This is a genomic window from Allohoeflea poritis (genome assembly GCF_027889715.1).
In the GTDB taxonomy this organism is placed as follows: domain Bacteria; phylum Pseudomonadota; class Alphaproteobacteria; order Rhizobiales; family Rhizobiaceae; genus Hoeflea_A; species Hoeflea_A poritis.
On the sequence record NZ_JAPJZH010000010.1, the window covers coordinates 17,405 to 36,186 of the forward strand.

The 18,782-nt window shown below is 60.7% G+C and carries 22 protein-coding genes; 13 read left to right on the forward strand and 9 right to left on the reverse strand.

The window, feature by feature from the left end:
• Positions 1-12 precede the first annotated feature (12 nt).
• Positions 13-489 carry an SsrA-binding protein SmpB gene (gene smpB / locus OOZ53_RS16080; protein ID WP_271090683.1) on the forward strand — a complete coding sequence of 159 codons (477 nt, stop codon included), beginning with the start codon at positions 13-15 and terminating at the stop codon, positions 487-489.
• A 10-nt stretch (positions 490-499) separates the two neighbouring features.
• Here smpB and OOZ53_RS16085 read toward each other — a convergent pair whose 3' ends face one another.
• Positions 500-1,153, reverse strand: coding sequence for a uracil-DNA glycosylase (locus tag OOZ53_RS16085; RefSeq protein WP_271090684.1), 654 nt, complete (start codon positions 1,151-1,153; stop codon positions 500-502).
• Between the two features lie 24 nt (positions 1,154-1,177).
• Entirely contained in the window at positions 1,178-1,768 is a 591-nt protein-coding gene (locus OOZ53_RS16090) for a LabA-like NYN domain-containing protein (protein WP_271090685.1), read from the reverse strand.
• 153 nt (positions 1,769-1,921) lie between these two features.
• Here OOZ53_RS16090 and OOZ53_RS16095 point away from each other — a divergent pair, with 153 nt between their 5' ends.
• The 9 genes from OOZ53_RS16095 to recO all read left to right on the forward strand — a co-directional run bounded on the left by OOZ53_RS16095 (position 1,922) and on the right by recO (position 9,506).
• Positions 1,922-2,125 (forward strand): hypothetical protein, encoded by a 204-nt coding sequence (locus OOZ53_RS16095; protein ID WP_271090686.1) that lies wholly within the window; start codon positions 1,922-1,924, stop codon positions 2,123-2,125.
• A gap of 171 nt (positions 2,126-2,296) precedes the next feature.
• A complete protein-coding gene (gene rpoZ / locus OOZ53_RS16100; protein WP_271090687.1) occupies positions 2,297-2,713 on the forward strand; it encodes a DNA-directed RNA polymerase subunit omega in 417 nt (138 codons plus the stop codon).
• A 139-nt stretch (positions 2,714-2,852) separates the two neighbouring features.
• Positions 2,853-5,084, forward strand: a complete 2,232-nt coding sequence (locus tag OOZ53_RS16105; protein ID WP_271090688.1) for a RelA/SpoT family protein — start codon at positions 2,853-2,855, stop codon at positions 5,082-5,084.
• 177 nt (positions 5,085-5,261) lie between these two features.
• The gene (locus OOZ53_RS16110; RefSeq protein WP_271090689.1) at positions 5,262-5,858 is read left to right on the forward strand and encodes a DUF2062 domain-containing protein; all 597 of its coding nucleotides are present in this window, start codon (positions 5,262-5,264) and stop codon (positions 5,856-5,858) included.
• A 27-nt stretch (positions 5,859-5,885) separates the two neighbouring features.
• Complete coding sequence (gene acpS, locus OOZ53_RS16115; RefSeq protein ID WP_271090690.1) at positions 5,886-6,290, forward strand: holo-ACP synthase; 405 nt, start codon at positions 5,886-5,888, stop codon at positions 6,288-6,290.
• Positions 6,291-6,380: 90 nt separating this feature from the next.
• Positions 6,381-7,127, forward strand: a complete 747-nt coding sequence (gene lepB / locus OOZ53_RS16120; RefSeq protein ID WP_271090691.1) for a signal peptidase I — start codon at positions 6,381-6,383, stop codon at positions 7,125-7,127.
• Entirely contained in the window at positions 7,124-7,831 is a 708-nt protein-coding gene (gene rnc, locus OOZ53_RS16125) for a ribonuclease III (protein ID WP_271090692.1), read from the forward strand. Before lepB ends, rnc begins: the two co-directional genes overlap by 4 nt.
• Positions 7,825-8,751, forward strand: a complete 927-nt coding sequence (era, locus tag OOZ53_RS16130; protein WP_425499169.1) for a GTPase Era — start codon at positions 7,825-7,827, stop codon at positions 8,749-8,751. Before rnc ends, era begins: the two co-directional genes overlap by 7 nt.
• Positions 8,752-8,768: 17 nt before the next feature.
• On the forward strand, positions 8,769-9,506 hold the full coding sequence (recO, locus tag OOZ53_RS16135) for a DNA repair protein RecO (protein ID WP_271090695.1): 738 nt from the start codon (positions 8,769-8,771) through the stop codon (positions 9,504-9,506).
• 9 nt (positions 9,507-9,515) lie between these two features.
• On the opposite strand, the gene OOZ53_RS16140 is transcribed toward recO, so the two are convergent.
• Positions 9,516-10,742 carry an MFS transporter gene (locus OOZ53_RS16140; protein WP_271090696.1) on the reverse strand — a complete coding sequence of 409 codons (1,227 nt, stop codon included), beginning with the start codon at positions 10,740-10,742 and terminating at the stop codon, positions 9,516-9,518.
• Positions 10,743-11,078: 336 nt separating this feature from the next.
• Between OOZ53_RS16140 and nadA the strand changes: the two genes are divergently transcribed.
• From nadA to nadC, 3 genes are read left to right on the forward strand one after another with little or no spacing between them, the layout of a single operon-like run.
• The gene (nadA, locus tag OOZ53_RS16145) at positions 11,079-12,158 is read left to right on the forward strand and encodes a quinolinate synthase NadA (RefSeq protein ID WP_425499163.1); all 1,080 of its coding nucleotides are present in this window, start codon (positions 11,079-11,081) and stop codon (positions 12,156-12,158) included.
• Entirely contained in the window at positions 12,155-13,756 is a 1,602-nt protein-coding gene (locus OOZ53_RS16150) for an L-aspartate oxidase (RefSeq protein WP_271090697.1), read from the forward strand. Before nadA ends, OOZ53_RS16150 begins: the two co-directional genes overlap by 4 nt.
• Positions 13,753-14,607, forward strand: a complete 855-nt coding sequence (nadC, locus tag OOZ53_RS16155) for a carboxylating nicotinate-nucleotide diphosphorylase (RefSeq protein WP_271090698.1) — start codon at positions 13,753-13,755, stop codon at positions 14,605-14,607. The genes OOZ53_RS16150 and nadC overlap by 4 nt, the downstream gene beginning before the upstream one ends.
• Here the strand turns inward: nadC and OOZ53_RS16160 are convergent.
• From OOZ53_RS16160 to OOZ53_RS16185, 6 genes are all read right to left on the reverse strand, one after another.
• Complete coding sequence (locus OOZ53_RS16160) at positions 14,604-15,584, reverse strand: NUDIX hydrolase (protein WP_271090700.1); 981 nt, start codon at positions 15,582-15,584, stop codon at positions 14,604-14,606. The two genes, nadC and OOZ53_RS16160, sit on opposite strands and share 4 nt — an antisense overlap.
• Entirely contained in the window at positions 15,574-16,104 is a 531-nt protein-coding gene (locus tag OOZ53_RS16165) for a tyrosine phosphatase family protein (RefSeq protein ID WP_271090702.1), read from the reverse strand. Before OOZ53_RS16165 ends, OOZ53_RS16160 begins: the two co-directional genes overlap by 11 nt.
• 9 nt (positions 16,105-16,113) lie before the next feature.
• Positions 16,114-16,737, reverse strand: coding sequence for an HD family hydrolase (locus OOZ53_RS16170; RefSeq protein ID WP_271090703.1), 624 nt, complete (start codon positions 16,735-16,737; stop codon positions 16,114-16,116).
• A gap of 3 nt (positions 16,738-16,740) precedes the next feature.
• Entirely contained in the window at positions 16,741-17,589 is an 849-nt protein-coding gene (gene ygfZ / locus OOZ53_RS16175; protein WP_271090705.1) for a CAF17-like 4Fe-4S cluster assembly/insertion protein YgfZ, read from the reverse strand.
• A 71-nt stretch (positions 17,590-17,660) separates the two neighbouring features.
• Positions 17,661-18,431 (reverse strand): hypothetical protein, encoded by a 771-nt coding sequence (locus OOZ53_RS16180; RefSeq protein WP_271090706.1) that lies wholly within the window; start codon positions 18,429-18,431, stop codon positions 17,661-17,663.
• Positions 18,432-18,470: 39 nt separating this feature from the next.
• Positions 18,471-18,731 carry a hypothetical protein gene (locus OOZ53_RS16185; protein WP_271090707.1) on the reverse strand — a complete coding sequence of 87 codons (261 nt, stop codon included), beginning with the start codon at positions 18,729-18,731 and terminating at the stop codon, positions 18,471-18,473.
• Positions 18,732-18,782: the final 51 nt, after the last annotated feature.

The following is an 18,782-nucleotide window of genomic DNA, read 5'->3' on the forward strand; positions in this document are numbered from 1 at the left end:
CGGTTGAATATCATGTCGAAGGCCGGTTCAAAGCCAGCAAGACGCACCGTTGCGGAAAACCGTAAGGCGCGTTTCAACTACGAGATCGTCGACACGTTCGAGGCAGGCCTCGTGCTGACCGGCACCGAGGTGAAATCCTTGCGCGAGGGCAAGGCCAATATCGCGGAGTCCTATGCCACCGAGGAAGGCGGCGAGATCTGGCTGATCAACTCCTATCTGCCCGAATATCTTCAGGCCAACCGCTTCAATCATGAAACGCGCCGCAGGCGCAAGCTGCTGCTCAACAAGCGCGAGGTGCGCAAGCTGATCGGTGCCGTTCAGCGCGAGGGCATGTCGCTGGTGCCGTTGAAGATCTATTTCAACGACCGCGGCCGGGCGAAGCTCGAAATCGCACTGGCGAAAGGCAAGAAGCTGCACGACAAGCGCGAGACCGAGAAGAAGCGCGACTGGGAGCGCCAGAAGGCGCGTCTCATGCGCGAGAAGGGCTGACGGGCGTCGCCTATTTTTGTTTAAGAAAGTCCGCTACGTTCTTAAAAACACTCGTGAACATTTCTTCTGTCAACCGGCCTGTATTGGTGTTGTAGCGCGAGCAGTGATAGCTGGAAAAAACGGTCAGTTCCCCGGCCTGTGTCATGCCGCCATGGCGGAACGGATGGGCGGCGACGCGTTCACCAAGGGTCCGTATCGTCGAATCATGGGCGATCTTGCCAAGCGTGAGGACCGCGCGCAGGTTCGGCATGGCCGCGATGGACGCGGACAGAAACCGCCGGCAGGTATTGATCTCTGCGCCGACAGGTTTGTTTTCCGGCGGAACGCAGCGCACTGCATTGGTGATCGCCGTGTCGACCAGGGTGACGCCGTCATCGGGTCTGGCATCAAATGTGCCGCGCGAAAATCCGTAACGTGAAAGCGTGCCATAGAGCAGGTCGCCGGCAAAATCGCCCGTGAATGGCCGGCCGGTTCTGTTTGCGCCGCGCAATCCGGGGGCAAGGCCGACAATGAGGAACCGGACCGCGCCGGCGCCGTCTTGCGGGTAGAATGTATGAACAGGGGCGTTGTGCCAGTCCGCATGTGCTTCGCGCTGTGCGGCGATGAAGGCATGCAAACGCGGGCAAAGGGCGCAATCCCGCTCGGGCTCTGTCGGGTCGGTCATGCCGCCCGGCATATACCAAAGCCACTAATGATTGAAGTCGTATTCCTCTTCTTCCTCCATGCGCGGCTGGCGCGCTTGCGGCTTGTCCGATTCGGCGCGTCCGATCTCCGACTTCAGCGATGCGAGATCAATAAAGTTGTCCGCCTGCCTGCGCAGGCAGTCGGCGATCATCGACGGCTGGGTCGCGAGCGTCGAGACGACAGATACTTTCCGGCCGCGGCGCTGCAGTGCCGCCACGAGGCTCTTGAAATCGCCGTCGCCCGAGAAAATCACCAGGTGATCGACGGTTTCGGACTGCTCCATCGCGTCGACGGCAAGCTCGATATCCATGTTGCCTTTGATCTTGCGCCGACCGCCGGAGTCGGTGAATTCCTTCGCCGGCTTGGTAACGACCCGGTATCCATTATAGTCCAGCCAGTCGATGAGCGGGCGGATCGATGAATATTCCTGATCCTCGATAAGGGCGGTATAGTAATACGCGCGCAGCAGGTAGCCGCGGCCCTGAAACGCTGTCAGTAGTTTCCGATAGTCGATATCAAACCCAAGACTCTTTGCTGTTGCATAGAGATTCGCACCATCTATGAACAAGGATATCTTTTCCCTCGGATCGAACATTATTTCACCTATGGATTATTTGTTTATGCGGGCGCTACAAAGAAGGAATATAATACACGTATTAACCAATCATCACCGAACAAAATAGCTTTCCCATCGATGCAATTTTATTGCATACACTGAGTAAGTAAACAATGTAAATCGGTCTCAACAATGGCCGCACAACAAATTGTGAACCGTTTTATTTTTGCAGCCAGTACACAAGGGAAATTGAAAGAATTCGCGCCTGCCGTCACTTTGCCGAGTAACGGATTTCACGGATCATCCCGGCTTTGCGGCGATCAGGCGAACGGACAATGGCAAGTGGCGCTGACGCGCCGCAATATCCGATTGCAACCAGTGCCTGATGACCGCTGAACTTGGACGTGGCGTAGTGCGGCGGCCCTTCGCATAAGCTGCAGTCCAGCCATAAGATGATCCCGATCCGGCTCCTCACCGGCGAAAAACGCCATTTACGCTTGAATTGTTGTGCTTTTGGGGGTATCGCCAACCCAATCACGAAATTTTCGCGAATATAAAGGACAGGCCATGGCCCGTGTCACAGTAGAAGATTGCATCGACAAGGTCGACAATAGGTTTGATTTGGTATTGCTCGCCAGCCACCGCGCGCGTCAGGTCTCGCAGGGTGCGATGATCACGGTCGATCGTGACAACGACAAGAACCCCGTGGTTGCGCTGCGCGAAATCGCTGACGAGACACTGTCGCCTGGCGATCTGAAGGAAGACCTCATCCACTCGCTGCAGAAGCATGTCGAGGTGGACGAGCCCGAACCCGATCCCGCGACCCTGCTTTCGGCCGAGCAGACCGAGGAAACCGTCATCGTTACCGGAGAGGTTCCGGCCGAGCCGGAAGGCGAGGGCGTCTCCTTCGACCGTATGTCCGAAGAAGAGCTGCTTGCCGGCATCGAAGGGCTGGTTCCGCCGGAAAAAAGCGACGATTATTGAGCGGCCGCAAAAGAACCAATACCGTTTCTGTCAGGACGCGCCGGGTCGGATGGCCTGGCGCGTTTTTTGTTTTGACGAAAGACTTTGACTGGCAGGATAATGTACCGAGGTCGGTCAAAGTCGAAGGAGTGAGTTTTACATGATGCGCCAGTACGAGCTCGTAGAGCACGTGCACAAATACAAGCCGGACGTCAACGAGGCCTTGCTGAACAAGGCCTATGTCTACGCCATGCAAAAACACGGCAAGCAGACGCGGGCCAATGGCGATCCCTATATCTCCCATCCGCTGGAAGTGGCGGCCATCCTGACCGACATGCGGCTGGACGAGGCGACGATCGCGGTTGCGCTGCTGCACGACACGATCGAAGACACGTCGGCGACGCGAGATGAGATCGATGAGTTGTTCGGCGAGGAAATCGGCGGCCTCGTCGAGGGGCTGACCAAACTCAAGAAACTTGATCTCGTTTCCAAACGGGCCAAACAGGCGGAGAACCTGCGCAAGCTGCTGCTTGCGATTTCGGACGATGTGCGCGTTCTGCTCGTCAAGCTGGCGGACCGGCTGCACAATATGCGCACGCTCGACTTCGTTCCGCCGGAAAAACGGGCGCGCATCGCTGAAGAAACGATGGAGATCTACGCGCCGCTGGCCGGCCGCATGGGTATGCAGGACATGCGCGACGAGCTCGAGGAGCTCTCTTTCCGGCACCTGAATGCGGAGGCCTATGAAACGGTCACCAACCGGCTGAAGGGGCTGTCGAAGAAAAACAGCGGCATCATTCGCAAGATCGAGACCGAGCTTGGCGACCTGTTCGAGGAGCACGGGCTGAACGCCACCGTGACGGGGCGGCAGAAAAAGCCCTATTCGGTGTTCCGGAAGATGCAGTCCAAATCGCTGTCATTCGAGCAGCTTTCGGACATTTACGGATTTCGCATCATCGTCAACAGCATCGGCGACTGCTATCGCGCCCTCGGCATCGTGCATATGCGCTGGTCGGTGGTTCCGGGCCGCTTCAAGGACTACATCTCTACCCCGAAGCAGAACGATTACCGGTCCATCCACACGACGATCATCGGTCCGTCCCGCCAGCGTGTCGAGCTTCAGATCCGCACCCTTCGCATGCACGAAATCGCAGAATACGGTGTCGCCGCGCACGCCATCTACAAGGATGGCGGCGAAAGGGAAAACGGGATCCTGCCGCAGGATTCCAATGCCTATTCCTGGCTGCGCCGCACCATCGAGCAACTGGCGATGGGCGACAATCCGGAAGAGTTTCTGGAACACACGAAACTCGAGCTCTTCCACGATCAGGTGTTCTGTTTCACGCCGAAGGGCCAGCTTATCGCGCTGCCGCGCGGTGCCACGCCCATCGATTTCGCCTATGCGGTGCACACGGATATCGGCGATACCTGCGTCGGCGCCAAGATCAACGGCCGGATCATGCCGCTCGTCACGCAACTCAACAATGGCGACGAGGTGGAAATCATACGCTCCGGCGTCCAGGTGCCGCCGGCGGCGTGGGAGGAAATCGTCGTCACCGGCAAGGCGCGGGCGGCAATCCGGCGGGCCACCCGGGCTGCCGTGCGCAAGCAATATTCCGGTCTCGGCTATCGGATACTGGAGCGCGCCTTCAATCGCGCCGGCAAGAATTTCGGCCGCGACCAACTCGAACCGGTGCTTCATCGCCTGGGCTTCAAGGACATCGAGGACGCGATCGCCGCCGTGGGGCGCGGGGAACTGTCTTCAAAGGATGTTCTGACCGCCGTACATCCCGACCATCAGCACGAGCGGGTGGCCGTCAAGCAGTCGACCGCCGACGAGGGCTGGTTCAATCTGCGCAGCGCCGCCGGCATGATCTTCCGCATACCCGGTCGTTCGAAACAGGCGAAGAACAGGCGCGAACAGAGATCCGTAAACGGTGCTGATGCGTTGCCGATCCGCGGAACGGGTGACGATATGCCGGTATCGTTCGGAACCGGCGGCGCCGTTCCGGGCGATCGTATCATCGGCATCATGGAGCCCGGAAAGGGCATCACGATCTATCCGATCCAGTCGCCCATGCTGACGCAGTTCGATGACGAGCCAGAGCGCTGGATCGATGTGCGCTGGGATATCGACGAGGCCGGCAGCAAGCGTTTCCATTCGCGCATATCGCTCAATGCCATCAACGAGCCGGGGACGCTGGCCGAGGTTGCCCAGACCATTGCCGCAAGCGATACGAATATCCAGACCCTCTCCATGGTCCGCGTCGCCGATGACTTCACCGAGATGGTGGTCGATCTTGAAGTCTGGGACCTGAAACACCTCAACAAGCTGATCGGCGCCCTCAAGAAACTGTCCTGCATCAGCACGGTATCGCGGCTTTACGAATAGGGTTGCGGCACCATGGCAACCGCGCTCATTGCAAGTCACGATGCGATGGATGGAGCGGTGCGCTCACCATGGCAAACCGAAGCCATTGAAACTGTCGTCTGAAAAGTAATATTTAACAACATCCGTTATATTGTGTGCGGATGAACTGTTTCGAAGAATGAAGAATAAAGGTCCCGCATGCTCTTTCGTCGTCGCAAGCCAGCCGGATTTTTGGAAAAGATCCGGGTTTTCCTTTGGCCGCGACGGTCGTTTTCGCGATCGTTCCAGTATTTCGGCAAGCGCATCCTTCGTCTGACGGCGACCCCCCACGCGATTGCCGCCGGTGTTGCTGCCGGCGTGATGGCCTCCTGGACACCGTTTATCGGGCTTCATTTCGTCATCGCGGCCGCGCTCGCCATGCTCCTGGCCGGAAATGTCCTCGCTTCCGCGCTTGGAACGGCTTTCGGCAATCCGTTGACATTTCCCTTTATCTGGACAGCGACCTACAAGCTCGGCAAATACCTGACCATCGATGATTTTGACGGCAGGGTTCCGCCAATCGACCTCAGCGGCTGCCTTGAGCGGCTTGGCTGGCACCAGGTGTGGGATGCGATTCAGAACCTCTGGGAGCCCATACTCAAGCCGATGGCTATCGGCTGTATTCCGTTTATGCTGGTTTTCGGACTGCTTTTTTATGTCGTGACCTATTTCAGCGTGTCCACCTTTCAGAATCAGCGCCGCCGCAGGCTCATGAAGCGGCGCCGCGTCGACCTGAGCGGCGAGCAGACCGTCTGAACGCGGCCGACAGGGACAATTGGCGCGATGATAATCGGAATTGGCAGCGACCTGATAGACATTACCCGTATCGAACGGTCCATCGACCGTTTCGGGGACCGCTTCACACACAGGATTTTTACCGACGTCGAACGGCAGAAGTCAGACGGTCGCACGGCGCGCGCCGCGAGCTATGCGAAGCGCTTTGCGGCGAAGGAAGCCTGTGCGAAAGCACTTGGAACCGGCGTGGCGCAAGGTGTCTTCTGGCGCGACATGGGCGTGGTCAACGATGCGGGCGGCAAACCCACCATGCAACTGACCGGAGGGGCCGGCGCGCGGCTTGACTCCATGGTGCCGGAAGGATACAGGCCGGCCATTCACCTGACCATAACGGACGATTTTCCGCTGGCGCAGGCATTCGTAGTCATTGAAGCACTGCCGGTTGACGCCTGATGCGGGTCCGCCATCTAATTGGGCGGTTCCACAAACGCTTCAAATACTCTAGTAAGCTGGGCTGATCGTCACACCAGGAAGGTTTCAAGCGTGTCCGAGAAGGTAGAAAAAAAAGAATCGACCTTTGGCGAAACTGTGAAGGTTATTGTCCAGGCACTGCTTCTGGCGCTGGTCATCCGCAGTTTCCTGTTCCAGCCGTTCTCAATCCCCTCCGGTTCGATGATGCCGACACTGCTGGTCGGCGACTATCTGTTCGTTTCGAAGTATGCCTACGGCTATTCGCGCTATTCGTTTCCGTTCTCGCCGAACCTCTTCTCCGGGCGCATCTGGTCGGGCGAGCCCAAGCGCGGTGACATAGCCGTTTTCCGCCTGCCGAGCGATCCGAGGGTCGACTATATCAAGCGCGTCGTCGGTCTTCCCGGGGATCGCATCCAGATGATCAACAGCGTGCTCCACATCAATGGCGAGCCGGTCAAGCGCGAGCGCATAGGCACTTTCAGCGCGGACGGCAATTACGAGACCAAGGTCAACAATGCACCCGTCTACCGCGAGACGCTGCCCAACGGTGTGACCTACGAAACGCTTGATGCGGTGCCGAATTCCGCCACTGACAATACGCGCGTTTTCCAGGTTCCCGAGGGCCACTACTTCATGATGGGCGACAATCGGGACAACTCCGCCGACAGCCGGCTGAGCGTGGGCTATGTTCCGCTCGAGAATTTTGTCGGACGGGCCGAGATGATCTTCTTCTCGATCGGCGACAACACATCGCCGCTGGAAATCTGGAAATGGCCGAGCGAACTGCGCTTCGGGCGGCTGTTTGAGATGACTGAATGAAGCAGAAGAGTGCACTGTCCGAGGCGGATCACGCCCGTCTGGAAACAATTATCGGGCACTCTTTCACCAACAAAAAGCGCCTTGAACGGGCCTTGACTCATTCCAGTGCCCACCGCAGCGGGCAGGGCAATTACGAGCGCCTGGAATTTCTCGGAGATCGTGTCTTGGGCCTTGTGGTCGCCGAACTGCTTTTCTCGCTTTTTCCGACCGCCAAGGAAGGCGATTTGTCGGTGCGTCTCAACCAGTTGGTCAGCGCGGAAACCTGCGCCGCGGTGGCCGACGAGTTGCAACTCCACAAGTTCATCCGGACCGGCACGGATATCAAGACGCTGACCGGCAAGCGCATGTTGAACGTGCGCGCCGATGTCATGGAATCCCTGATTGCAGCCATCTATCTCGATGCCGGTCTGGAAGCGGCGCGCCGGTTCGTCCTGCAAAACTGGGAAGACCGGGCAAAGGCCTCGGCCGAGGCCAGGCGGGACGCAAAGACGGAACTGCAGGAATGGTCGCACAGCCGGACAGGCGAGGCGCCATCCTATGCCATCGTCGAGCGAACCGGTCCCGATCACGATCCGCTGTTTACCGTCCGTGTCGTCGTCAAGGGCCACGGTGAGGAAGTCGGCAGCGGTCGCTCGCGTCGCGCCGCCGAACAAAGCGCCGCAACAAAACTGCTCGAAAGCCAGGGCGTGTGGAGACCATCGTGACGGAACATACCGAGCCCGATACCGGTACGGAAACGCGATCCGGATTTGTCGCCCTCATCGGTGCGCCCAATGCCGGCAAGTCGACACTGCTCAACCATCTGGTCGGCGCCAAGGTGTCGATTGTCAGTCACAAGGTCCAGACGACACGCGCGCTGGTGCGCGGGATCGTCATTCACAAGCAGGCGCAGATCGTCTTCGTCGATACGCCCGGCATATTCAAGCCGCGCCGCCGCCTGGACAGGGCAATGGTCACATCCGCCTGGGGCGGTGCCCACGATGCCGATGTGATCTTCTTTCTCGTCGATGCAGAACGCGGCCTTGTCGGCGATGCCGAGAATATCCTGGATGGTCTCAAGGACGTCACCCGCAAGAAGGTGCTGCTGATCAACAAGGTCGACCGCGTCAAGCCTGAAACACTTCTGGCGCTCACCGCCAAGGCCAATGAGGCGGTCGAATTCGAGCGGACCTTCATGATCTCGGCGCTCAAGGGATCCGGCTGCGACGACGTTCTGGATTACCTTGCCGAAACGTTGCCGAACGGGCCCTGGTATTATCCGGAAGATCAGATTTCCGATCTGCCGATGCGCCAGCTGGCCGCTGAAATCACCCGCGAGAAGCTCTATCTGCGCCTGCACCAGGAACTTCCCTACGCCTCCCACGTGGAGACCGAGAAATGGGAGGAGCGCAAGGACGGCAGCGTTCGTATCGAACAGGTTATCTATGTCCAGCGCGACAGCCAGAAAAAGATCGTGCTCGGCAAGGGCGGTGAAACCATCAAGAACATCAGCCGCACGGCGCGCAAGGAACTGGCGCAGATCCTCGAGCAGCCCGTGCACCTGTTTCTCTTTGTCAAAGTGCGCGATAATTGGGGCGACGATCCGGAACGTTATCGCGAGATCGGGCTCGATTTTCCCTCCTGACGGATGAGATCGCCGGTATGGAATGGCAGGATGAAGGCATAGTTCTGGGAGCACGCCGCCACGGAGAAAGCAGCGTCATCGCCGAAATCATGACAAGGCAACGCGGACGCCATCTCGGCCTTGTGCGCGGCGGCCGTTCGCGCCGCATGCAGCCGGTGCTGCAGCCGGGAAACAGCGTCCAGGTCACCTGGCGCGCCCGTCTGGACCAGCATCTGGGCACTTATCAGGTCGAGCCGACGGCCCTGAGGGCGGCCGCATTGATGGAATCGGCAACGGCGGTCTATGGCGTTCAGGCTCTGGCCGCGCTTCTTCGGCTGCTGCCGGAGCGCGATCCGCATCCGCATCTTTATGAAGCGCTCGGCATCATCCTGGAAAACCTCCAGGACCCGCAAAGTGCCGGTGAGCTGTTCATCCGCTTTGAACTCGCCATGCTGGAAGATCTCGGTTTCGGCCTCGATCTCACAAGCTGTGCTGCGACGGGCACCCGTGAAGAATTGTGTTACGTCTCGCCCAAATCAGGCCGCGCCGTCAGCCGCGAGGCAGGACGCCCATGGGCCGACAAGATGTTGTCTTTGCCCGAGTTCCTTGCCGAAGGCAGCCGCAAATCGGCCGAGGGGGACAGCCTCTCGGCAGCCTTCGACCTGACCGGCTTCTTCCTGCGGCGTCATGTTTACGAGCCGCGCGGCATGGAGGTTCCCGACGCGCGGTCCGGCTTTGTCAATGCAGCACTGAAAGCGCTCGCCGCAAATAACTGATTTGTCTTTCTACGCCGCCGGTGCGGCGGCGGCACGGGGCACGGCCTGCTCGCGGATGGGCCAGTGCACGATGGCGGCGAAAAGGCCGAGCAGCACGCCAATCCACCAGACGGGATTGTAGGAGCCGAAGACATCGTACAGATAGCCGCCCATCCACACGCCGAGGAATGAGCCTATCTGGTGCGACAGGAACACGATGCCGCCCAGCATACCGAGATGGCGGGTGCCGAACATGACCGCGACCAGCGCATTGGTCGGCGGCACGGTCGAAAGCCACAGGAAACCCAGCGCGACCGAGAAGAGGATGACCGATGTGCCGGTCTGCGGCAAAATGAGAAACAGGGCGATCGCCACCGATCGGCACAGGTAAAGCACGACAAGAAACATCGGCTTGGAGTGGCGCTGTCCGATCACGCCGGCGGCCAGCGAGCCGATTATGTTGAGAAAACCGATCAGTGCGACACCGATGACCGCATATCGCGCCGCCACCCCGATGTCGCTCACATAGGCCGGGAAATGCGCTGCAACGAAGGCCACCTGAAAGCCGCAGACAAAAAAACCGGCGGTCAGCAGCAGATAGTCGCCATAGCCGAGAGCCTCGCGCAGGGCTTGCCGCGCCGTCTGGTCGATCTCGTTTGCCGATTGCGTGCCCGATTGCGCATTGCCGCGTAGGGAAACGGCAAGGACCGGTACGATCAGCATCGCGACCGCAAAATAGACCAGCGTGTCGGACCAGCCCACGGCATCGATCAGGCCCTGGGTTATCGGTGCGAAGATGAACATGCCGGCCGAACCCGCTGCCGTGCCGAGGCCGAAGGCGAAGGAGCGGCTGTCCGCGTCAACATTGCGGGCAAAGGCCGCCAGAATGATACCGAAAGAGCCGGCGGCAACCCCGAGACCGACCAGAACACCGCCCCCGATGTGCAGCCAGATCGGCGCGTCCGCCACCGCCATCATATAGAGGCCGCCGGCGTAGAGCAGGGCGGAGAGCGCCAGAACGCGCCATGTCCCGTAGCGGTCGGCGATCGCGCCGAACACCGGCTGGCCGAGACCCCAGAAGAGATTCTGCAACGCCATTGCGAGACCGAACGTCGTCCGGTCCCAGCCGGTATCGGCGAGCATCGGCAACTGGAAGAAGCCGATTGCCGAGCGCGGTCCGAATGTCAGCGCGGCAATGACGCACCCGCTGGCGATAATCAGCCACGGAAATCCGGCCCTGGCGGTACTGGTTGTCATGGTCGCCCCTTTCGGATGTCAACTATAGGGCGCGGGAAACGCCTGGAAAGATTGCGGCTGGTGCTGTCGCGCTGCTTGACGGACATGCCGAAGATAGCGGGAATTTACGGAAGATCGGGACAGGCTGTCAAAGCAGCAATTTTGAGCAATTCATCAAGAAAACTGATCAAACGGTCAAGTTGTATTCGCAAGCATTAATTGTCGCACCTGGCGCGATGCCGCTTGCAAATTCGGTTTCCGGGTCCTATGTAAGGACTGTCCGGCGCTGCCGGGTTTTCTTTCGACCTGCTTATGCTCATATTGAGCAAAAGCAGGAAATGGCAGGGGAGAGGCGCGATGAACATGCTCCAGACAGCCACCAACGATTGGAATGCACAGCCGGAAGCAGGGGCGCTTGAGCGCTTTGGTGCTGTCGATATGCCGGGCCTTGAATTCACGCCCGCAGTGGCGCGCGAAACCGAGCATCTATATGCACGGGTCAAGGATCATATCCCGGCCATCGAGTGGCCGGTCTTCGCACCCTATATCCACGCCATCAACCGGCTCAAGAAAGAGCGCGGCGCCGTTATCCTGGCGCATAATTATCAGACGCCGGAGATTTTCCACTGTGTGTCCGACATTGTCGGCGACAGCCTCCAGCTTGCCCGCGAGGCCGGCACGGTGGACGCCGAAATCATCGTCCAGTGCGGTGTGCATTTCATGGCCGAGACGTCCAAGCTGCTCAATCCGGACAAAACGGTTCTGATCCCCGATCTCAAGGCCGGGTGCTCATTGTCCGAATCGATCACCGGAGCCGACGTGCGCCGCCTCAAGGCCGCCAATCCCGGCGTTCCGGTGGTCACCTATGTCAACACATCGGCCGATGTGAAGGCGGAAACCGACATCTGCTGCACCTCGTCCAACGCACTCGCCATTGTCGAGAGTCTCGAAGAGGACACGGTGCTGTGCATTCCCGATGAATATCTGGCGATGAACATCGCCAGGCAGACATCGAAGAAGATCCTGACCTGGAAGGGCCATTGCGAGGTGCATGAGCGCTTCACCGCCGACGAATTGCTCGCCTACAAGCAGACCGATCCGAACATTCAGATCATCGGCCACCCGGAATGCCATCCCGACGTCATCGCCGTGTGCGATTTCTCCGGCTCGACCTCCGGCATGATCAACTATGTCAAGGAAGAACGGCCGCAGAAAGTGCTGCTGGTGACGGAGTGCTCCATGGCGTCCAATGTCGAGGCCGAAACGCCCGGCGTTGAATTCGTCAAGCCGTGCAACCTTTGCCCGCACATGAAGCGCATCACGCTGCCGAAGATCCTCGACAGCCTCGTTTTCATGAAAGATGAGGTCACCATCGATCCGCTGATCGCCGACCGCGCCCGCCTTGCGGTCGAGCGCATGGTCAATCTGGGAAAATGAGCAGCACAACGGTCTTTTCTCCGCGTAGCTGGGCCGGCATTGACGATGTGGTTATCGTCGGCGGTGGCCTGGCCGGCCTTTTCTGCGCGCTGAAGCTCGCGCCACGGCCGGTCTCCGTGCTGGCTGCGGCGCCGATCGGGCAGGGAGCATCCTCCGCCTGGGCACAGGCCGGCATCGCCGCCGCCATCAGCGAGGGCGACACGACCGAAAAGCACCTCCAGGACACCGTGGCGGCGGGTGCCGGCATTGTTGATGAGAAGATCGCCCGCGCCATGATTGACGAGGGCCCCGATCGCATCGACGATCTGCTGCGCTATGGCGTTCCCTTCGATCGCGATCTGGAAGGCCGCCTGGCCGTATCCCGCGAGGCCGCGCATCGCGAGAGCCGCGTTGTCGGCGTGCGCGGCGACATGGCGGGCAAGGCCATCATGGAAGCGCTCATTGCCGAGGTCCGCAAAACGCCGTCAATCCGTCTGCTCGAGGGCTATGTGGTCGAAACGCTGATGACCGAAGGGCGCTATGTGACCGGGGTGGTGGCGCGCCCGGAGTGCGGCAAGTCGAAAACCCGCCTGGCGTTTCCGACCCGGGCGGTCGTCCTGTGTTCGGGCGGGATCGGTCATCTCTACGCGGCGACCACCAATCCCGGCCAGGCGAGCGGCGGCGGCACCGGCATGGCGGCACGGGCCGGTGCGGTGATCGCCGATCCGGAATTCGTCCAGTTTCACCCCACCTCGATCGATGTCGGGCGCGACCCGGCGCCGCTTGCCACCGAGGCTTTGCGCGGTGACGGCGCGACGCTCATCAATGGTTTGGGCCACCGGTTCATGACCGATCTTCACCAGGACGCGGAACTCGCTCCGCGCGATATCGTCGCGCGCGGCATCTATGCCGAGGTTCAGGCCGGGCGCGGCGCGTTTCTCGACTGCACGCGCGCGATCGGGGCACAATTCGCGGACCGGTTCCCCACGGTTCACGCCTATTGCCGCAAGGCCGGGATTGATCCGGTCCGGGAGCCGATCCCGGTTGTCCCGGCGGCCCATTATCACATGGGCGGCGTTCTGGTGGATGCCGACGGGCGGACCTCGCTTGACGGTTTGTGGGCCGCCGGTGAAGTCACTTCCACGGGCGCCCATGGTGCAAACCGCCTTGCGTCCAATTCGCTGCTTGAGGCCGTCGTGTTCGCCGGGCGCATCGCCGAGGATATCCAGGGGTTGCTGCCTGCACCGAAATGCGACAATTGGGCAAGCCCGGCCGACGAATCCGACGATATCGTTACGGAAAGCGATAGTCCGGAATTGCAGCTTCTGCGGCGCACGATGAGCGATTGCGCTGGCGTCATCCGCGACCGGGACGGGCTGACGAGGGCGGCGCGCCTCATTGCAGAACTGGAAGCCAAAAATCGCAAGGCGCGTTTCGGAAACATGCTGATCACCGCGAAATTAGTCGTGGCCGGTGCGCTGTTGCGAGAGGAAAGCCGCGGCGCGCATTTTCGCTCCGATAGACCCGCCCCAGATCCTCAGTGGAAAAAACGCACCTATCTGACCCTCCCCGAGGCCGACGACATTGTCGGCAGCGCAGCCGAAATGGTCGCGGCATGACGGACCTTTCCGCCCTGTCACCCCTCCTTGTGGAACGGTGCGCCCGCGCCGCGCTTGAGGAGGATCTCGGCCGTGCCGGCGACATCACCAGCCAGGCAACGATCGGCGCCGACGCGACCGCCAGGGCTGTTATCGCCACCAGGCAGGACGGTGTGGTGGCCGGAATGCCGCTTGTGGCGAGCGCATTCCGGATTATCGATCCCGGCATGTCCGTCCGATGCGAGGTTGCGGATGGCGCGCATTGCTCTGCCGGCGGCGTTCTTGCACGCGTCGAGGGCAACGCCCGAAGCATGTTGGCCGCCGAGCGCGTCGCGTTGAATTTCCTCATGCATCTGTCCGGCATCGCGACGCTGACCGCAGCCTATGCCGACAAGATCGCCCATACCGATGCACGGGTCTGCTGCACACGCAAGACCATCCCGGGCTTGCGCGTTCTTGAGAAATATGCGGTGCGCTGCGGCGGAGGCCGCAACCACCGTTTCGGCCTCGACGATGCCGTGCTCATCAAGGACAACCACATCGCCGTCTCCGGCGGCGTTGCGAAGGCCATCGAGGTGGCCCGTTCCCACTGCGGCCACATGGTCACGATCGAGGTCGAGGTGGATACGCTGGCGCAGTTGGAGGAGGCTCTGACCGCGTCGCCGGATGCCGTGCTGCTCGACAACATGTCGCCCGAAACGCTGACCGAGGCGGTTCGTGTCAATGCCGGGCGCGCGGTGCTGGAAGCATCGGGCAATATCGATCTGGCAACCATCGCCGCTGTGGCCGAGACCGGCGTCGACTACATCTCCACGTCGAAGATCACCATGGCGGCACCGCCGCTCGATGTCGGCCTTGACATCTTTGTCTAACGCCCGCCGACCTTGATGCCAGGCGCCGGGCGTTCCTCCAGAACCTCCCTGCGGAATCGGTAGAGTGCTGCGGGGCGCCCGCCCGTCGCCGTGCTGGTTGCGCCCGTGGTCTCGACCAGCTTGGCGCCTTCGACCAGCCGGCGGAAATTCTGCTTGTGCAGGTGGCGGCCGGAGATCGCTTCGACAGTCGATTGAAGCGCGGTGAGGGTGAATTCCGTTGGCATCAGTTCGAAGATGACGGGCCGGTATTTCAGCTTGCCGCGCAGCCGCGCCATGGCCGTTGCCAGGATGCGCCGGTGATCGAGCCGCATCTGGCGTCCAAGCGGTGCCGGCAGGCCGGTCGATCCGGTTCGGCGGTCGGCCACGGCCTCATCGACGAGGCCTGCCTCGTAAAGAAGCTCGTAGCGTTCAAGCACCCGTTCCTCGTCCCACGGGAAATCATCGTCGCCAAAGGCAAGGCGCAACCGCGAGCGCCGGTTGGGCAGTTTGCCGTGGCTTTCCTCCAGCGGACGGTCGGCCCAGGCCTTGAGTGCCGGCAGGATCGTGTCGTCGAGGATACCGGGCCGCCCGGCGCGCCAGTCCTCCCATGGCAGGTACCCGTACCAGTTGCGCCATTGCGCACCGCTGCTTTGAAGCGCGCCCGTCTGCTCGCCGTCATTTCGGGTGAGCGCCAGATAGCCGACGGAAACGATATGAAGATCGACATCGTCCGGCTGCTTGTGCCTGCCACGGTCACCGAATGTGTAGAGTTGTTCGACATAGCCGAGATGCAGTGCTGTCTGCTGTTCGACAGAGGCGCGCAAGCCGGTTTCGAACGTACGGTGCGACAGCGGATCGAATGAACCCAGCGGCAACCCGTCCGGCACCGCCTTTCCGTCTTCGTCCCGCGTGACGACGAGGATTTTGGGATCATTGCCCTCGACTGAGACGATGGCGGCGTTGAGCCCGATTTCGACGGCTGTTGAATCAGAAGCCATCGGATCTGATCTCCAGTGGCAGGATAAAGGGTTTTCCCTCTGCGGCTTCCGCGCCACGCCCGATCCGGGCGATCGCTTCGATCATGCGTCCGTCCCGGCCGAGCGCCGCGTCCGCCAGCTGGATCAGGCGGGCATTGGGTGTCGCCGAGGGCGATCGCCGCCTGAGTTCCAGCGCAAGCTGCATCGCGTCCAGATCCGGATTGAGTGCCAGGGCGACGCTATAGGCCGCGGCGGTGGATCGCGAGATGCCCATCCAGCAGTGGATGAGAAGGGGGGCGGAACGGTCCCATTCCCGTGCGAAATCGATCAGACGGGAAACATGGTGCCCTTCCGGCGGGCGCAAGCCTTCGATATTCGCGCTGATGTCATTCATGTCGAGGCGAAGATGGCGCTCCGCCAGGATGCCGGGAGGGCGTCGGACTTCGTGTTCGTTGGAGATCAGCGTGATCATCTCGCGCGCCTGATGCGCCCGGGCGGTGGCGGGAAGCTTCGAAAGCGAGCAGACGACAATATGTGTCATAGTGAAGACTCAGGCGCGTTTCTTGTCGTGTCCGCGCAGTGCCTCTATTGCCTCGAAGCGCCGCACGAATTCCCCTTGCACGTGCGTGGCCGGCAGCGGATCGAGCGAGACCATATCACGGCTTACTCCGCGCGGTCGCCCGAAAAGCTTCTCAGCCTCGCTCTCGGAAAATCCCGCCAGCTCCGTCGCTTCGAAAAATGCGGATATGCGGTCGGCGCGCTTGATGAGTGCCTTCAACGCCTTGGGCATCGCGGGCGCAAGCCCGAACCTGAGATGCACCGCTTCCTCAAGTCTCTTTTCGACCTTCTTGTAGTCGCCGCCCATGATTGCCTTGAACGGCGAGATCATGTCGCCGATGACATATTCCGGCGCGTCGTGCAGCAGAGCGACCAGGCATTCGTCTGCGCTGGCGGACGGCCGCAGGCGCCGGAAAATCTCTTCCACGACCACAGAATGCTGCGCCACCGAAAAGGCGTGGTTACCGGTCGTCTGACCGTTCCAGCGCGCAACACGGGCAAGACCATGGGCTATGTCGCCGATTTCGATATCCAGCGGCGAGGGATCGATGAGATCGAGCCGGCGGCCGGACAGCATGCGCTGCCAGGCGCGCGGCGACGTGGAAGCTGCCGGCATTCCTCAAGCCTCGCCGGCAGCGTCAGCCGTGGGAAAGGAAAGGCCGGTCCAGGCCGGCAGAGTGGCCTCCACGGGAACGTCACCGGCAAGAAGCGGCGTGTTGCTGTCGCGTGCCGCCGCGACCTTGTCGATCCGGACAAGCGCCAGGCCGCGATTGCCCGCAACCGTCCCGAGCAATCCGACAGCGCGGCCGCCGGCGGTGAGCGAGGACCCGGTTTCGGGGAGGGGGGCTTGCCCCTCGACGATGACGACGCGCCGTCTTGCGGTGGAGCGGTGCTGCATCCGCGATACGACTTCCTGCCCGACAAAACAGCCCTTTTTGAACGAAACACCGCCGTTCAGATCGAACGAGATGTCGTGCGGGAAAGCATCGGACAGAGCATAGTCGGCGCCGGCTTCGGCAACCCCGTTCTCAACCCGAAGGTGATCATAATCCTCATGTGAGGCGGTTTGCGAGGGCGAGGCGCCGTAAATCCTGTAAACGTTGGCCTCGTTCCGGAAGCGGTCGTCCAGCAGCCAGCCATCCTGCTGCTCTCCACCCCACGCCGCGTGGACCGAAACATCGTCGACGGGCGCAATCTCGGCCTTGGCGCGCAAGCGGTACATCATCATGCGTTGCACAAATCCCCCGACCTTCGCCCTGGGAAGATCCAAAAGAAAACGGTCCGCCCCGTCGCGTGATATCAGAAACTCAAACAGGATCTTGCCCTGGGGCGTCAGTAATGCACCCGGCCGCGCCACACCGTCGGGAAGATTTTCAACCTCGCAGGAGATCACATCCTGCAGCAGCATCTGCGCGTCGTCTCCGGAGATGCCGACCAGAGCCCGGTCGGTGAGTGCGGCACAGTGCATGATGACCCCATATTCCGATTGTTCAGCAGGACCTTAGGTAGTCTGCCAAACGTGAATGGACAAGAGGTCCGCTAGTCACCTGCCACGAAGAATTTCCAATCGCCCTCGGGTCCGATGCCGGTCCGGTAGAAGATATAGGCGCCAAACGCCTTCATGTCCTCATAGTCGCCCGCGGTGACAATACGGTAGAGTTCCACCATCTGGCGCTCGTCGAGGCCATCGAGTGGCAGGGCATAGAAATAGGGCCACAGATAGATCTCGGTGGGCTCGCCCGCGTCGAGATGCACATAACCTGAGCTGAAGATATCGAGCAGGATGGCCAGCAGTTCCTGTCCTTCGCCGTCACCGGAGTTTTCCTTGAGATACTCGATCGGATCGCCCTCATAGCCGCTAATGGACAGCTGCGTTTGGGTGATGCCGGTGCCGAGAAGTGGCCGAAGCCCCTCCACGCGGCCCTTTGACGCCGCCTCGATGATCAGTTCGCGCATGCGCTGCACCGGCGCCGGCAGCCTGTCGATGTCATAGCGAACCACGACCGCTTCGCCGGGAACGGCAGGCGCTTCATCGATCGTCACATCGGTCTCAAACGTATCGCCCGGCTCTGTCTCTGTATCGATCGGGATACCCGGCCTGTCATCACCCGCCCTCGGCCCGTCCGCCGTATCCGCGTCGGAACTGCCGATTCCGCTCAGCGCCAGCGCATCGTTGACAATGACTGTGCGATCACTGTGATGGGTATCGGATTTCGCGGCCGACAGGGCGAGGCCCATCGAAAGCGGGTTCAACAACATGAATGCCGTGATCCCGCCGACAACGCATCCGGTTCCCCGCGTTTTCTGCATGCCTGCAGCCGCTCCCAGTGCACCGCCGTCCGGTCTGAATTACTGTATCAGACGCTCCGGCGAAAATTCTCCAGTCAGCATGCGCCGCTTCAGATCTTCGAGCATCGCCTCGGTGGCGTCCTCGCCGAATAGTTTGACCGTCTCGCGCATGACCGTCACAAAAGCGGCGTCTGCGATAATTTCCGGTTCGATTCCGTCCGCAACGCCCTCCGCCCAGGCCTCTGTCTGATGCTCAAGGGCGGTTTGCATTTTTTCGTAGACGATCATTTCGTCTATTTCGGACAAACTTGTTTCTGTCATATCACCACCTGGAGACCAAATCTCCACTACTTCCCGACCTTAAGGTAACAC

Excerpts from the sequence above, each read along its gene's own strand:
- smpB (WP_271090683.1), top strand. The coding sequence starts at position 13 with ATGTCGAAGGCCGGTTCAAAGCCAGCAAGACGCACCGTTGCGGAAAAC.
- OOZ53_RS16085 (WP_271090684.1), bottom strand. The coding sequence starts at position 1,153 with ATGACCGACCCGACAGAGCCCGAGCGGGATTGCGCCCTTTGCCCGCGT.
- OOZ53_RS16090 (WP_271090685.1), bottom strand. The coding sequence starts at position 1,768 with ATGTTCGATCCGAGGGAAAAGATATCCTTGTTCATAGATGGTGCGAAT.
- OOZ53_RS16095 (WP_271090686.1), top strand. The coding sequence starts at position 1,922 with ATGGCCGCACAACAAATTGTGAACCGTTTTATTTTTGCAGCCAGTACA.
- rpoZ (WP_271090687.1), top strand. The coding sequence starts at position 2,297 with ATGGCCCGTGTCACAGTAGAAGATTGCATCGACAAGGTCGACAATAGG.
- OOZ53_RS16105 (WP_271090688.1), top strand. The coding sequence starts at position 2,853 with ATGATGCGCCAGTACGAGCTCGTAGAGCACGTGCACAAATACAAGCCG.
- OOZ53_RS16110 (WP_271090689.1), top strand. The coding sequence starts at position 5,262 with ATGCTCTTTCGTCGTCGCAAGCCAGCCGGATTTTTGGAAAAGATCCGG.
- acpS (WP_271090690.1), top strand. The coding sequence starts at position 5,886 with ATGATAATCGGAATTGGCAGCGACCTGATAGACATTACCCGTATCGAA.
- rnc (WP_271090692.1), top strand. The coding sequence starts at position 7,124 with ATGAAGCAGAAGAGTGCACTGTCCGAGGCGGATCACGCCCGTCTGGAA.
- recO (WP_271090695.1), top strand. The coding sequence starts at position 8,769 with ATGGAATGGCAGGATGAAGGCATAGTTCTGGGAGCACGCCGCCACGGA.
- OOZ53_RS16140 (WP_271090696.1), bottom strand. The coding sequence starts at position 10,742 with ATGACAACCAGTACCGCCAGGGCCGGATTTCCGTGGCTGATTATCGCC.
- nadA (WP_425499163.1), top strand. The coding sequence starts at position 11,079 with ATGAACATGCTCCAGACAGCCACCAACGATTGGAATGCACAGCCGGAA.
- OOZ53_RS16150 (WP_271090697.1), top strand. The coding sequence starts at position 12,155 with ATGAGCAGCACAACGGTCTTTTCTCCGCGTAGCTGGGCCGGCATTGAC.
- nadC (WP_271090698.1), top strand. The coding sequence starts at position 13,753 with ATGACGGACCTTTCCGCCCTGTCACCCCTCCTTGTGGAACGGTGCGCC.
- OOZ53_RS16160 (WP_271090700.1), bottom strand. The coding sequence starts at position 15,584 with ATGGCTTCTGATTCAACAGCCGTCGAAATCGGGCTCAACGCCGCCATC.
- OOZ53_RS16165 (WP_271090702.1), bottom strand. The coding sequence starts at position 16,104 with ATGACACATATTGTCGTCTGCTCGCTTTCGAAGCTTCCCGCCACCGCC.
- OOZ53_RS16170 (WP_271090703.1), bottom strand. The coding sequence starts at position 16,737 with ATGCCGGCAGCTTCCACGTCGCCGCGCGCCTGGCAGCGCATGCTGTCC.
- ygfZ (WP_271090705.1), bottom strand. The coding sequence starts at position 17,589 with ATGCACTGTGCCGCACTCACCGACCGGGCTCTGGTCGGCATCTCCGGA.
- OOZ53_RS16180 (WP_271090706.1), bottom strand. The coding sequence starts at position 18,431 with ATGCAGAAAACGCGGGGAACCGGATGCGTTGTCGGCGGGATCACGGCA.
- OOZ53_RS16185 (WP_271090707.1), bottom strand. The coding sequence starts at position 18,731 with ATGACAGAAACAAGTTTGTCCGAAATAGACGAAATGATCGTCTACGAA.